This window comes from Pseudomonas sp. SWRI179 (genome assembly GCF_014268705.1).
Lineage (GTDB): Bacteria > Pseudomonadota > Gammaproteobacteria > Pseudomonadales > Pseudomonadaceae > Aquipseudomonas > Aquipseudomonas zanjanensis.
The window spans coordinates 55,768-70,479 of record NZ_JABWRA010000018.1 but is presented as its reverse complement, the minus strand read 5'-3'; the positions used below and the strand labels follow the sequence as shown (position 1 = coordinate 70,479).

Genomic DNA, 14,712 nt, shown 5'->3' with positions numbered 1-14,712 from the left:
AGGAGCGGGCTTGCTCGCGAAGGCGTCCTACCAGACACCACAAGACGAAAGTCCTCCCCGCTTTCAGCCACCCCCCACCAAGCCGTATAGTTGCCCCATTCAAGCGCTCTACGAGATTGCCCATGACTCAGGAAACGCCCTACATCTTCGACGCCACCACGGCCGATTTCGATCAGTCTGTGATCGCTAACTCTTTCCACAAACCGGTGCTGGTGGACTTCTGGGCCGAGTGGTGCGCGCCGTGCAAGGCGCTGATGCCGATGCTGCAAAGCATTGCCGAGAGCTATCAGGGCGAACTGCTGCTGGCGAAGGTCAACTGCGACATCGAGCAGGACATTGTCGCCCGTTTCGGCATTCGCAGCCTGCCGACCGTGGTGTTGTTCAAGGACGGCCAGCCCGTGGATGGCTTTGCCGGTGCCCAGCCGGAATCGGCGGTGCGGACGTTGCTCGAACCCCACGTGCAAATGCCGCCGCCGGCCGCGGCCGATCCGTTCGAACAGGCCCAGGCGCTGTTCGACGACGGTCGTTTCGCCGATGCCGAAGCCGTGCTCACGGTATTGCTGGGTGAAGACAACACCAACGCCAAGGCCCTGATCCTGTACGCCCGCTGCCTGACCGAGCGCGGCGAACTGGACGAAGCGCAGACGGTACTCGACGCGGTGAAAAGCGATGAGCACAAGGCCGCCCTCGCCGGTGCCAAGGCGCAGATCCAGTTCCTCGGCTTGGCCAAGCACCTACCGGACGCCGCCGACCTCAAGGCCCGCCTGGCGAAAGACCCGCAGGACGATGAAGCGGTGTACCAACTGGCGATCCAGCAACTGGCGCGCCAGCAGTACGAAGCGGCCCTCGATGCGCTGCTCAAGCTGTTCGTGCGCAACCGCGGCTACAGCGAAGGCCTGCCCCACAAGACCTTGCTGCAAGTGTTTGAACTGCTGGGCAACGACCATCCGCTGGTGACGACCTATCGCCGCAAGCTGTTCGCCGCGCTTTACTGACCGACCCAACTGTAGAGCGGTGTATCCGCACCGCTCAGCACCTTGACCTCGGCGCTATGGCGAAGGCGCACCAACAAGCGCTTGCCCGCCGAGGCGCTGCCGGTCAGGCCTTCGAGCTGTTCCAGCAGGTCCGGGCCGCTCAGCTGTCCGGCCTTGCGCAGCAGTTCCTTGGCGATCTGCCATTGGGCATCATCTTGATTCGCCGGTTTGGCCGCAGGCGTCACTACGCTCTCGGACTTGGCTACTTGCAACTGCGCGCCGAGCTGCGCCCAATCGCCTTCATCCATTTCAATCGTCAAGTCCACCGGCCATTCGCCGACGGTTCCGCGTATCCGCAACATCACCGTGCTCCTGAATATTTCATGTACGCATGCTCCCATGGCCCTTGCGCGACGCCAAGCAGCCGGTCAAACTCTGCGCACTTTCGTTATAAGATTACATAACCTTTTCGGAGACTCGTCATGCGTCGTCTGCTTCTCGCTTTGCCGTTCGCCCTGCTGCCATTGGCTGTCGCTCACGCGGCGGTGGAGCATGACCACGATCATGATCACGAACATGGCAGCCTCGGCGCCCATGAACATGGCGTGGCTCGACTGAACGCCGCGCTGGACGGCCAGACCCTGGAGCTGGAGCTGGAAAGCCCGGCGATGAACCTGGTGGGCTTCGAACACGCCGCCACCAGCGATGCCGACAAAGCCAAGGTCGCCACCGTACGGACACAGTTGGACAAGCCACTGGCGCTGTTCAACCTGCCGGCCGCCGCCACGTGCACCGTGGCCCAGCAGGAACTGGAAAGCCCGTTGTTTGGCGATGAACCGGACCACGAAGACCATGACGAAGACGGCGATGGCGACGAGCACCACGGCGAGCACAGCGAGATCCATGCCCATTATCAGTTCACCTGTGCTGCCCCTGGCGCCTTGAAGAACCTGGACCTGGCCACACTGTTCAAAACCTTCCCGGCCACCCAGAAAATTCAGGTACAACTGATCAGTCCGAGCGGCCAGCAAGGTGTGGAAGTGACGGCCAAGGCGCCAGCCCTGAAATTCTGATTCACCGCAAAACCCAAATGTGGGAGCAAGCCTGGTGGGAGCAAAGCTTGCTCGCGATAGCAGTCCAACTGTCAGCTACCCAGTTGAATGTGATGGCCTCATCGCGAGCAAGCTCGGCTCCCACAGGTCTTCCACAGACTCCACTTTGAAGCGACAAACATGACCCAAGCACTCATCGAACTGTCCGACCTGGGCTTCAGTTGGCCCGGGCATCCGCCTTTGCTGGATATCCCGGCGTTTCGCCTGGAAGCCGGCGAAACCTTGTTTCTCAAGGGGCCGAGCGGCAGCGGCAAGACCACGTTGCTGGGGCTTCTGGGCGGGGTGCAGACGCCGGATCGCGGCAGCATCCGCCTGCTCGGCCAGGAACTCAGCGAACTGGGCGCCGGCCGCCGCGACCGCTTTCGCGTGGACCACACCGGCTACATTTTCCAGCAATTCAACCTGCTGCCGTTTCTCTCGGTGCGCGAGAACGTCGAACTGCCCTGCCATTTCTCCAAGCTACGTGCGCAACGGGCCATCCAGCGCCACGGCAGTGTCGATCAAGCCGCCGCCACGCTGCTGGCCCACCTGGGCTTGACCGATGCGAAGCTGTTGGAGCGCCGCGCCGACTCGCTGTCCATCGGCCAGCAACAACGGGTCGCCGCGGCTCGGGCGCTGATTGGCCAACCGGAACTGGTGATCGCCGACGAACCAACCTCGGCCTTGGACTACGACGCTCGGGAAAACTTCCTGCGGCTGTTATTCGCTGAATGCCGCGAGGCCGGCTCGAGCCTGTTGTTCGTCAGCCACGACCAGAGCCTGGCACCGCTGTTCGACCGCCACCTCTCGCTGGCCGATCTCAATCGCGCCGCCACGCCACTCGAGGTTTGAGATGTATTTGTTCCGTCTAGCCATGGCCAGCCTGGCGAACCGCCGCTTCACCGCGATCCTCACCTCATTCGCCATCGCCCTGTCGGTGTGCCTGCTACTGGCGGTGGAACGGGTGCGCACCGAGGCGCGGGCCAGTTTCGCCAGCACCATCAGCGGCACCGACCTGATCGTCGGTGCCCGCTCCGGCTCCGTGAACCTGTTGCTGTACTCGGTGTTTCGCATCGGCAACGCCACCAACAACATTCGCTGGGACAGCTTCGAGCAGTTCGCCAACAACCCGAAAGTGAAGTGGGCGATCCCCATGTCCCTCGGCGACTCCCATCGCGGCTACCGGGTGATGGGCACCACCGAGGCCTACTTCGAGCATTACCAGTACGGCCGCCGGCAACACCTGGAACTGGCCGATGGCCGGGCGTTCGCCACCGATCCGTTCGAAGTGGTGCTCGGCGCCGAAGTCGCCGAAGCGCTGCATTACAAGCTCGGTGACAAACTGGTGCTGGCCCACGGTGTGGCGGCGATCAGCCTGGTCAAGCATGACGACAAGCCCTTCACTGTGGTCGGGATTCTCAAGCGCACCGGCACCCCGGTAGACCGCACGCTGCACATCAGCCTCGGCGGCATGGAAGCGATCCACGTTGATTGGAAGAACGGTGTGCCGGCCCAGGGCAGCGGACGCATCAGCGCCGACCAGGCCCGCAACATGGACCTCACGCCCCAGGCGATCACCGCGTTCATGCTTGGCCTCAACAGCAAGATTTCGACCTTTGCCTTGCAACGCGAGATCAACGAGTTCCGTGGCGAACCGCTGCTGGCGATCCTGCCCGGCGTAGCCCTACAGGAATTGTGGAGCCTGATGGGCACGGCGGAGAAAGCCCTGTTCGTGATTTCGCTGTTCGTGGTCCTGACCGGGTTGATCGGCATGCTCACGGCAATCCTCACCAGCCTCAACGAACGTCGCCGGGAAATGGCGATCCTGCGTTCGGTGGGCGCGCGGCCGTGGCACATCGCGACGCTGCTTGTGCTCGAAGCCTTTGCCCTGGCATTGGCCGGGGTCACCGCCGGGCTGGCACTGCTGTACATCGGCATCGCCGCCGCCCAGGGTTACGTGCAGTCGGCGTACGGTTTGTACTTGCCGCTGGGCTGGCCGAGCGAATATGAATGGACGCTGCTGGCTGGCATCCTGGTCGCCGCCCTGCTGATGGGCAGCGTGCCGGCCTGGCGCGCCTATCGCCAATCGTTGGCCGACGGCCTGTCGATCCGTCTATGAGGACCTTGAAAATGCCCCGCGCCCTGCTAGCGCTGTTGATGATGGTCACCCTGCCGTTGTGGGCGGCCGAGCCGAGGGACCTGGCCTGGTCGGAAATGATCCCGCCGGACGCACCGCCGGAAGTGCCGAACATGACGCCGCTGCATGACTTGTCGAAGATGAGTGATGCGTTGGCCGCCGAAGCCGCGCCCGCGGCCAAGCAGGACCTGCCCAATGCCCCGGTGGTCAAGGCCCTCGACGGCCAACAGATTCGCTTGCCGGGCTACATCGTGCCGCTGGAAGTCAGCGAGGAAGGCCGCACCACGGATTTTTTGCTGGTGCCGTATTTCGGTGCCTGCATCCACGTGCCGCCACCGCCGTCGAACCAGATCGTGCATGTGAAAAGCGAAGTCGGGGTCAAGCTTGATGAGCTGTATCAACCGTACTGGGTCGAGGGGCCGATGCAGGTCAAGCCGTCCACCAGTGAACTGGCCGATGCCGGGTATCAGATGGAGGCTGAGAAGATTTATGTGTATGAGCTGCCGGAGTGAATCCGGTGGTGATGGGTTGTTGATGAGATAGCTATCGCGAGCAAGCCCGCTCCCACAGGTGATCGGGTTTCTTCAGAAGGAATGCGGTCAAACTGTGGGAGCGGGCTTGCTCGCGAAGGGGCCCTCGAAATTGACTCATCATCATTTCATTGAGCTGAGTCAATTAAACACCCCCTGACTCATTGAGCTGTGTCAAAAGACCGGACCAGACGGCTTCGTACCATGGGACATCAAATTTCGATGCCCTTTGGAGCCCCCATGAACAAGTCCTTGCTCAGCGCGTCCCTCGTTGCCCTCGCCCTCGCGGCCCCGCTCGCCCAGGCCCATACCGCCGGCGACATCATCGTTCGCGCCGGTGCGATCACCGTCAACCCGGACGCCGACAGCTCCAGCGTCAAGGTCGACCGTGGCCCCCTGGCCGGCGCCGACCTGGGTGGCAAGGCGACCATGAGCAGCGACACGCAATTGGGCCTGAACTTCGCCTACATGATCACCAACAACCTGGGCATCGAACTGCTGGCGGCCTCGCCGTTCGAGCACGACGTAAAGCTCAAAGGCACCGCCCTGGGCGCGGCCAATGGCAAGCTCGGCACCCTCAAGCACTTGCCGCCGACCCTGAGCCTGGTCTACTACCCGCTCGACGCCAAGTCGGCCTTCCAGCCTTACGTCGGCGCGGGCATCAACTACACCTGGATCTATGACGAACACGTCGGCAGCGACGCCAGCGCCAACGGTTTCAGCAACTTTCGCGCAAGCAACAGCTGGGGCATGGCGTGGCAAGTCGGTGCCGACTACATGTTGACCGACAACATCATGATCAACGGCCAGATCCGCTACATCGACATCGACACCACCGCCTATGTGGACAACAACGCCGTGGCCGGCGGCACCCGGGCCAAGGTGGACGTCGATGTGGATCCGTTCGTCTACATGGTGGGGTTGGGCTACAAGTTCTAAGCCCCTACGCAATGGTGAGATGACTACACACCCTGTGGCGAGGGAGCTTGCTCCCGCTGGGCTGCGAAGCAGACCCAAAGAATGTGCGACCGCTTCGCGCTCGAGCGGGAGCAAGCTCCCTCGCCACAGGTTTCACTTGCCACAACAGTGATGCATGACTCACAAAAAAGGCGCCCCAGAAGGCGCCTTTTTGTGACCATGAAACTCAGCGCCCCAACAACCGCGCCAGGCCTACGCTCATCGGTGTCTGCTGTGGGAAGTTGAAGCGCTGCAACAGCCGATGGTTGTCCGCCCGGGAATGGCGGATGTCGCCGGAGCGCGCCGGGCCGTAGCTGATCGGCGGCAGGTCGCCCACCACGGCGGCCAGGGCCTGGAGCATCTGCTTGAGGGTCGTGGCCTGGTTCCAGCCGACGTTCACCGCGCCCACTTCCACCTCGGGCTTCTCGATGGCCTGCACCAGCAAGTCCACCAGATCTTCCACATAGACAAAGTCCCGGGTCTGCTCGCCGTCGCCAAACACGGTGATTGGCAGGCCTTTCTGCGCCCGTTCGCTGAAGATGCTGATGACGCCCGAATAGGGCGAGGACGGATCCTGGCGCGGGCCGTAGATGTTGAAGAAGCGGAACACCACCGGCTCCAGGTCGTGCTGGCGGCGATAGAAGTCGAAGTAGAACTCGCTGGCCAGTTTGTCCGAGGCATAGGGTGTGAGCGGGGCCTTGGGGGTGTCTTCGTCGATGGGCTCGCCTTCGCCGTTGTTGCCATAGACCGCCGCGCTGGAGGCGAACAGCACGCGTTTCACCCCGCTCTGGCGCATGGCTTCGCAGACATTCAAGGTGCCGATGAAATTGCTCTGGTGGGTGCGCACCGGGTCATCCACCGAGGCTTGCACCGAAGCCACCGCCGCCAGGTGCGCCACGGCGCTGCAACCGGCCATGGCCCGGGCCACCAGCGCGGCATCGGCGACGTCGCCTTCGATCAGTTCGACCGCCGGGTTGTCCAGCGGCAGGTTGCTGCGCTTGCCAGTGGACAGATCATCGAGGATCCGCACCGCATGCCCCTTGGCGAGCAAGGCGTCGGTCAGGTGCGAACCAATGAAACCCGCACCGCCGGTGATTAAAACAGGGCCTTTAGCCATGGCGATAAAACCTATCCAGTAAGCCCGGGAGGGCCGCGCGCCAGGCGCGGGGCTTGATCCCGAAAGTGTGCAGAATTTTCTTGCAGGCCAGCACCGCATGCTGCGGTTCTTCCGCGGCGTCCGGCCGTGCGGCATGAGCCTGGGGGGTGGGCGACTCGATGGCCAGCGGATGAAGGGCGCGGGCTTCGGTGAGGATCGCCTGGCCCAGCGCCAGCGGCGTGGTCGCCTCGTGCCCGGCGTAATGATAGGTGCCCCACAGCGGCGCCGCGCAATCGAGCTGCTTGAGCACCGAAATGATCACCCGCGCCGCATCGTCCACCGGCGTCGGGTTGCCGCGACGGTCGTCCGCCAGCAACAGCTCTTCGGGCTGTTCGGCCCGAGCCAGGAAACGGCCGAGGATACCGTCGGCGCTGTCATCCAGCAGCCAGCCGAAGCGCAGCAGTACGTGTTGCGGGCAGGTGGCGCGCACGCTTTGCTCGATCCGCCACAATGCCTGGCCACGCACGCCCAAGGGCACCGGCTCGTCCTTTTCGCTGTAGGCCGTGGCGCGGGAGCCATCGAACACGCGATAGCTGGACGGTTGCAACAAGACGATGTTGTGGTGCTGGCACAGCTCGGCCAGGCGCTCGACAGCGCGCTCCTGGCTGGCCAGGCGCTGCTCGCTGACGGCCTCGGCCTGGAACCAGTCGAAGTAGTACGCCAGGTTGATCAAGGCGTCCGGACGGGTATCGTCGAGCAGTTGCGTCAGGCTCGCGGCATCCCAGCCGTCTTCGGGCGGGCGGGGGGCAAGAAAACCGATGTCTTCTTCTGCACCGAGGCGAATCAGCGCCTGCCCAAGGGCATTTCCGCCGCCCAGTAACATAAGGCGCATTCGCATAAAGTCAGCAGGCCCAGTCTATTGGCACAAGAATTTGGTCGATAACGCCCGCAGGCGTTGTCGGAATCGTTGCATTTTGCGGGTTTAGTGCGCAACCGTCATCCGCAATGTGCAGATCCTGGATTTGTACTGTTCTTTAGGGCCCCTTCGCGAGCAAGTCGGATCGCCGCACCGCCGCTCCCACAGGGGAATGCATTCCAAATGTGGGAGCGGGCTTGCTCGCGATGAGGCCCGAACAGGCGATAGAGATCCCGGACGGTACTTGCATCTTCCCCACCCCACCCGCCTAAACTGCCCACATGAATCTGCCCCTTGCAGCCAACCACGCCACGGCAGGCTTTCACCCCGCCGTTCGCGCCTGGTTCAGCCAGACCTTCCCGGCGGTCACGGCCGCCCAGGCCCAGGCGTGGCCGTTGATCGGCCAGCGTCGCTCGGTGCTGGTCGCGGCGCCCACCGGCTCGGGCAAGACCCTGACGGCGTTTCTCGCCGTGCTCGATGACCTGGTGCACCGAGGCCTGGAACAAGGCGGCCTGCCGGACCAGACCCTGGTGGTCTATGTCTCGCCGCTCAAGGCCCTGAGCAACGACATCCAGATCAACCTGCAGAACCCCCTGGCCGGCATCACTGAACAGCTGCAGAAAATGGGCTTGCCGCCCTTGCCGATCACCACCGCCGTGCGCACCGGCGACACGCCGCAAAAAGACCGCTCGGCGATGCGCAAGACCGCGCCGCACATCCTGGTGACCACGCCTGAATCCCTCTACGTGCTGCTCGGCTCCGACTCTGGCCGACAGATGCTCGCCAGCACCCGCACGGTCATCGTCGACGAAATCCACGCCATCGCCGCCAGCAAGCGCGGCAGCCACCTGGCCTTGAGCCTGGAGCGCCTGCAAGCCTTGTGCGCCGAACCGCTGATGCGCATCGGTTTGTCGGCCACGCAGAAACCCATCGAAGCGGTGTCACGGTTTCTCGTCGGCGAAGGACGCGCCTGTGACATCGTCGACATCGGCCACGCCCGCCCCCGCGATTTGGACATCGAGGTGCCACCGGTGCCGCTGTCGGCGGTGATGGCCAACGACGTGTGGGAACTGGTCTACAACCGCCTCGCCGAACTGGCCCGGGAACATCGCACCACCCTGGTGTTCGTCAACACCCGGCGCCTGGCCGAACGCCTCAGCCGACACCTGAGCGAACGCCTGGGCAAGGACGCCGTGGCCGCTCACCACGGCAGCCTGGCCAAGGAGTTTCGCCTCGACGCCGAACAACGCCTGAAACGCGGTGAACTGCAGGTACTGATCGCCACCGCGTCCCTGGAGTTGGGCATTGATATCGGCGATGTCGACCTGGTCTGCCAGATCGCCTCGCCCCGCTCGATCTCGGCGTTCCTGCAAAGGGTTGGACGCTCCGGCCACCAAGTCGGCGGCACGCCCAAGGGGCGCCTGTTCGCCACCACCCGCGACGACTTGATTGAGTGCGCCGCCCTGCTCGACTGCGTGCGCCGAGGCGAACTGGACATCCTGCACATCCCCAAGGCACCGCTGGACGTGCTGGCCCAGCAGATCGTCGCCGAAGTCAGTTGCCAGGAATGGTCGGAACAGGCGCTGCTGGAAGCCTTCCGCCGCGCCTCGCCTTACGCCGAGTTGGACGAAGGGCATTACCAGGCGCTGCTGCAAATGCTCGCCGAAGGCCTCAATGGCCGCCAGGGCGTGCGCAGCGCCTACCTGCACCGCGACGCCGTGACCCGGACCTTGCGCGGGCGCCGGGGCAGCAAGCTGACGGCGGTGACCAGCGGCGGCACCATTCCGGACAATGCCGACTACAGCGTGCTGCTCGAACCCCAGGGCTTGAACATCGGCAGCGTCAACGAAGACTTCGCGGTGGAGAGCATTGCCGGCGACGTATTCCAACTGGGCAATACCTCCTACCGCATCATTCGCGTCGAGACCGGCCGCGTGCGGGTCGAGGACGCCCAGGGCCAACCGCCGACCATCCCGTTCTGGCTCGGCGAAGCCCCGGGGCGCAGCGCCGAACTGTCTTTTGCCGTGGCGCGCCTGCAAGCCCAGCTCGACCACCTGCTGGCCGCCACGCCGGGCCACCTGCAACCAGCCCTCGACTGGTTGACCGGCACCTTGCGCCTGAACCTGGCCAGCGCCGAACAATTGGTCGATTACCTCGCCCCGGCACGCCTGGCCTTCGGCGCCCTGCCGTCCCAGGACACGCTGCTGATGGAGCGGTTCTTCGACGAGTCCGGCGGCACGCAACTGATCATCCACACACCCTTTGGCAGCCGCATCAACCGCGCCTGGGGCCTGGCCTTGCGCAAGCGTTTCTGTCGCACCTTCAACTTCGAGTTGCAGGCCGCCGCCAGCGAGGACGCCATCGTGCTCTCGCTGTCCACCAGCCACAGCTTCGAACTGGACGAAGTCTGGCGTTACCTCAACAGCCACAGCGCCGAGCAGATCCTGGTCCAGGCAGTGCTGGATGCGCCGCTGTTCGGCGTGCGCTGGCGCTGGAACGCGGGCGTGGCCCTGGCGTTGCCGCGCTACACCGGCGGGCGCAAAGTCGCCCCGCAAATCCAGCGGATGAAAAGCGAAGACCTGATCGCCAGCGTGTTTCCAGACCAGATCGCCTGCCTGGAAAACCTCGCCGGCGAGCGGGAAATCCCCGACCACCCGCTGGTGGAGCAGACCCTCGACGATTGCCTGCACGAAGCCATGGACAGCGAAGGCTGGCTGGCATTGTTACGGCGCATGGAAGCGGGCGAGGTGCGCCTGATCAGCCGCGACCTGCCGGCGCCTTCGCCGCTGGCGGCGGAAATCCTCAGCGCCCGCCCCTACACCTTTCTCGACGACGCGCCGCTGGAAGAACGGCGGACCCAGGCGGTGATCAACCGGCGCTGGAGCGATCCACAGGCCACCGACGACCTGGGCGCGCTGGACGCCGAGGCCATCCAATCGGTCCGGGATGAGGCCTGGCCGACGCCGGCCAATCTCGATGAGATGCATGAAGCCTTGATGAGCCTGGCCTGCATCGCCGACAGCGAAGTCGACGCCCACGTGCCGTGGCTGGATTGGTTGCAGGCATTGGCGGCGAGTGGGCGCGCCAGCCACCTGCAGATCAGCGCCGAGCGTGGTTTGTGGGTGCCGCTGGAACGCCTGACCTGCTTGCAAGCCATTTATCCACAGGCCCGGTGGCAACCGGCGCTCGCCCCATTGGCGGGTTTCGATGAGGCCTGGGACAGCGACGAAGCCCTGGTGGAGGTGCTTCGCGCCCGGCTCAGCGCCTTTGGCCCGTTGCCGTTGAAGGCCATCGCCTACCCGTTGGGGTTGTCGACTCCACAGGCCACCCAAGCCCTGGCGCAGCTTGAGCAGCAAGGCTACGTGCTGCGCGGGCGGTTCACCCCGGGCACCGGGCAGGAGGAATGGTGCGAGCGGCATTTGCTGGCGCGAATCCATCGCTACACGGTCAAGCGCCTGCGCCGGGAAATCGAGCCGGTGATGTTGCAGGACTTCATGCGGTTCCTGTTCGATTGGCAGCACCTGTCCTCGTCCACCCAGGGCCGGGGCAATGCCGTGTTGCCGTCGATCCTGAGCCAGTTCGAAGGCTACCCGGCCGCCGCGTCAGCCTGGGACAGCGACCTGTTGCCCGGGCGGATCAAGGATTATTCACCCAGTTGGCTCGATGAACTGTGCCGCAGTGGCAAATGGGTATGGACGCGCCTGAGCGCGCGCCAGAAACCGTCTGCCACGGCCCTGCGCAGCACGCCGGTGGTGTTGCTGCCCCGCAGTCAGGTGGCGTTGTGGAGCAGCCTGGCCGGGCAAGTGCCCCTGGACGAACTGTCGCCCAAGACGCAAAAAGTCCATCAGGCCCTCAGTGAACACGGCGCGCTGTTTTTCGATGAGCTGGTCCACGAAGCCCACCTGCTGCGCAGCGAACTGGAAATCGCCTTGCAGGAGCTGGTGGGCGCCGGGTTGGTGAATGCCGACAGCTTTGCCGGCTTGCGCGCCCTGATTACGCCGGCCAGCAAACGCCAGGCCCGTAGCAGCCGGCGCGGGCGCGGCGCGTTTGTCGGCGGCATGGACGACGCCGGACGCTGGGCCTTGTTGCGCCGCAGCCCACCCGCGCCCGTGGAGGGCAACCGCCCCGTGCCCACCGCACCAGAGACGTTAGAGCACATCGCCATGACTTTGCTGCGCCGTTACGGCGTGGTGTTCTGGCGCCTGCTGGAGCGCGAGGCCGACTGGCTGCCGAGCTGGCGCGAGCTGCTGCGCACCTTTCATCGCCTGGAGGCGCGGGGCGAGATTCGCGGCGGGCGTTTTGTCAGCGGCCTGGCGGGCGAGCAATTCGCCCTGCCCGAAGCCATCCCGCTGCTGCGCGAAACCCGCCGCCGCCCCACCGACGGTAGCCTGGTGGCGGTGTGCGGAGTCGATCCGCTGAACCTGGCCGGCACGTTGCTGCCGGGGGCAAAAGTGCCGGCGCTGGCGAGTAATCGGCTGGTTTACCGGGATGGGTTGCCGGTGGCGGCGCTGATTGCCGGCAAGCAGCAGCTTTGGGTGGAGTTGGATGTTCAAGCAATGGCTGAACTGAGGAACAAGCTCATTCAGAAAGGTTGAGGGTGCCTGGGCTGTCCCCTTCGCGAGCAAGCCCGCTCCCACATTGGACCTCCTGTGTACTCAGACTCTGTGTTCACTCTCGATCCAGTGTGGGAGCGGGCTTGCTCGCGAAGAGGCCATAAGCCCCACTACAACATTCAGCAGCTATTGAGGTTGATCAAGTGCTCCATCTCCCTCCTGCCGCCTATCCATCAACCGCTTCGGCATCACCACCTGCTGTGGATAAGTCTGCGCAAAATGCACCGCCGGGTGGTTATCCACAAGCTTTTTCAGCCGCTGGTTGAACGCCCGGCTCACCGCATACTGCCCACCCGACACGGTGCGGAACTGCGCCGTGAGTACCACGCCGTTGAGGTCCATCTTGTCCACGCCGAACACATCCAGCGGCCCTTGCAGGTTGAACTTGAGGAACGGGTCCTCGGCAATCGAACGCCCGGCTTCGCGAATCAACTCGATGGCCTCGTCCACGTCGGTGTCGTAGGTGAATTGCACGGAGAAGAACGCAAAGGCGAATTGCCGGGACTGGTTGGTCACGGCCTTGATCTGGCCGAACGGCACCGAATGCACGAACCCCTTGCCGTCGCGCAGGCGCAGGGTGCGGATGGTCAGGCCTTCGACGGTGCCGGCATGGCCGGAACTGAGCACCACCCAGTCGCCGATGGACAGCGTGTCTTCGATGATAATGAACAACCCGGTGATCACGTCCTGCACCAGTTGCTGGGACCCGAAACCGATCGCCAGCCCCACCACCCCGGCACCGGCCAGCAACGGTGCGACGTTGATGCCCAGGTTGGCCATGGTGGTGATAGCGCAAATCACCACCAGGATGATTTTCGCGGCGTTGCGCAACAGCGGCAGGATGGTCTTGACCCGGGTGCTGGGCTGGCGCGCGCCGCGCTTGTTCAGCGGCGGCTTCAAGGCTTCCTGGATCGCCGTGTCGAGCACCACCCAAGTGAGCCAGGTCATCAGGACGATCAGGCCGATGCGGCTCAAGGAATCACTGATGGCCCGACCGATGGCATTGCGCGAGGCGAATTCGAACAGGGATATCCCCCAGATTCGTCCGAGGATTTCAATGAATGCCACCGCCATGACGATGCGTAGCAAGGCGTGCAGCAGACTCAGCAAACGGCCCTTGTAGGCGCTGTTGCGCTGGATGGCTTCGGCCTTGGGCGACTTGAAGACATGTTGGAACACGGTGCTGAGAAACACCGTGGCGATCAGCAGGATGGTGGTGAACAAGGCACAACGCAGGGCTTTCTGGTTGTCCTCGCCGACGCCGATCAGGCTCACCGCCGACACCAGCACCATCAGCAGGATCGGCCAATACCAGAGCCCGGAAAAAATCCGCAGCGACTCCTGCAAGGCCGGCTGCTTCAAGCGCTGGGCCAGCGGGCGGTTGCGAATCAAGTGCGCCACTGGCCGGCGCATGTGAATCACCAGCCAGCCAAAGATCATCGACGCCGACAGCCCGGTGAACACCGCGACGCTGCTGGTGATGTTACCGCCCAGTTGCCGGGCGATCTGCGGGCTGGTCAGGGCATCGCTGAGGGCGGCGAGAAAGCCGATCAGAAACAACGGCCGCGGGCTGAAGCGCCGAATGATCGCCACCGCGCGACGCTTGTGCCCGGCGTTGAACATGACGATCACGCAGAGCAACACCGAGGTGGAGAAAATACCGCTGCTGGTGGCGTAGGCGAAGCACAGCGCCAGGGCACGACCGACCGAGACTTGCAGAAAGTGGCTGATATAGAGGGTCAGTGGCAGGCAGGCCACCGCCGGCAAGGTATAGGGCAGCAGGTAACCGAGTAGGTCGTGCACGCGCTGACGGGTACGCAACCAACGGCGCCGACCGAGACGCCGCACCAGCAATCGCGCGCCAGCCCATAACAGCGCAAACGTCCCCAGCCACACGCCGGAGAGCAAGAGGAAATCCCCCGCCACGCGCCAGGACGACCGGGACGTCTGGTCCACCAGCCGGTCCACCTCGTCCGCCGCCCGGTCCGCCCGCAGGCGCCAGGCATCTACCAGGCTCTGGTTGAGGTCGAGTTTGTCCTGGACGTCGTCGATGCTCGAACTGATGGCCCCCAACAACCCGCCCTGCACCAACGGCGCGGGCTCGGCGGGCGGTTCGTCGGGCTTGGCGGTGCCAGGGACAGCGGCGGTCCCGTAGGCGCTGGTGCCGGTCATCGCCAACAACAGCAGCAATACAGTGCTCAATCGAGACAAAACGCGAGGCTCCTTCACACGGGATGGGTAAGGAACTGATCAATATTGGGCCGGCAAGTTCGCCCGGAAGATCAATACAACCCCTGTGGCGAGGGAGCTTGCTCCCGCTGGGGCGCGTAGCGGCCCTGTTTTTTTGGGGGCTGCTGCGCAGCCCAACGGGAGCAAGCTCCCTCGCCACAGAATCCGC

11 protein-coding genes are annotated in these 14,712 nt (G+C 64.2%); 7 read left to right on the top strand and 4 right to left on the bottom strand.

Translation table 11 applies throughout. The annotated features are described in order from the left end of the window. Positions 1-122 precede the first annotated feature (122 nt). Positions 123-995 carry a thioredoxin gene (trxA, locus tag HU767_RS12605; RefSeq protein WP_186729641.1) on the top strand — a complete coding sequence of 291 codons (873 nt, stop codon included), beginning with the start codon at positions 123-125 and terminating at the stop codon, positions 993-995. On the opposite strand, the gene HU767_RS12600 is transcribed toward trxA, so the two are convergent. Further along, positions 989-1,336 carry a hypothetical protein gene (locus HU767_RS12600; RefSeq protein ID WP_186729640.1) on the bottom strand — a complete coding sequence of 116 codons (348 nt, stop codon included), beginning with the start codon at positions 1,334-1,336 and terminating at the stop codon, positions 989-991. The genes trxA and HU767_RS12600 overlap by 7 nt on opposite strands. A 120-nt stretch (positions 1,337-1,456) precedes the next feature. Between HU767_RS12600 and HU767_RS12595 the strand changes: the two genes are divergently transcribed. From HU767_RS12595 to HU767_RS12575, 5 genes are all read left to right on the top strand, one after another. Continuing rightward, complete coding sequence (locus HU767_RS12595) at positions 1,457-2,047, top strand: DUF2796 domain-containing protein (RefSeq protein ID WP_186729639.1); 591 nt, start codon at positions 1,457-1,459, stop codon at positions 2,045-2,047. Positions 2,048-2,206: 159 nt separating this feature from the next. Next, on the top strand, positions 2,207-2,917 hold the full coding sequence (locus HU767_RS12590; RefSeq protein ID WP_186707691.1) for an ABC transporter ATP-binding protein: 711 nt from the start codon (positions 2,207-2,209) through the stop codon (positions 2,915-2,917). A 1-nt stretch (position 2,918) separates the two neighbouring features. Then, positions 2,919-4,184 (top strand): ABC transporter permease, encoded by a 1,266-nt coding sequence (locus HU767_RS12585; protein WP_186729638.1) that lies wholly within the window; start codon positions 2,919-2,921, stop codon positions 4,182-4,184. Positions 4,185-4,195: 11 nt separating this feature from the next. Beyond that, positions 4,196-4,714 (top strand): DUF3299 domain-containing protein, encoded by a 519-nt coding sequence (locus HU767_RS12580; RefSeq protein ID WP_186707693.1) that lies wholly within the window; start codon positions 4,196-4,198, stop codon positions 4,712-4,714. 258 nt (positions 4,715-4,972) lie between these two features. Beyond that, positions 4,973-5,671, top strand: a complete 699-nt coding sequence (locus tag HU767_RS12575) for an OmpW family outer membrane protein (protein ID WP_186707695.1) — start codon at positions 4,973-4,975, stop codon at positions 5,669-5,671. 205 nt (positions 5,672-5,876) lie between these two features. On the opposite strand, the gene HU767_RS12570 is transcribed toward HU767_RS12575, so the two are convergent. Next, positions 5,877-6,806 (bottom strand): NAD-dependent epimerase/dehydratase family protein, encoded by a 930-nt coding sequence (locus HU767_RS12570; protein ID WP_186729637.1) that lies wholly within the window; start codon positions 6,804-6,806, stop codon positions 5,877-5,879. Continuing rightward, positions 6,799-7,683 (bottom strand): sugar nucleotide-binding protein, encoded by an 885-nt coding sequence (locus HU767_RS12565; protein WP_053188636.1) that lies wholly within the window; start codon positions 7,681-7,683, stop codon positions 6,799-6,801. The genes HU767_RS12570 and HU767_RS12565 overlap by 8 nt, the downstream gene beginning before the upstream one ends. A gap of 299 nt (positions 7,684-7,982) precedes the next feature. Here HU767_RS12565 and HU767_RS12560 point away from each other — a divergent pair, with 299 nt between their 5' ends. Further along, on the top strand, positions 7,983-12,296 hold the full coding sequence (locus HU767_RS12560) for a DEAD/DEAH box helicase (protein ID WP_186729636.1): 4,314 nt from the start codon (positions 7,983-7,985) through the stop codon (positions 12,294-12,296). A gap of 144 nt (positions 12,297-12,440) precedes the next feature. Here HU767_RS12560 and HU767_RS12555 read toward each other — a convergent pair whose 3' ends face one another. Continuing rightward, complete coding sequence (locus HU767_RS12555; RefSeq protein ID WP_186729635.1) at positions 12,441-14,525, bottom strand: mechanosensitive ion channel family protein; 2,085 nt, start codon at positions 14,523-14,525, stop codon at positions 12,441-12,443. Between the last annotated feature and the right edge of the window lie 187 nt (positions 14,526-14,712).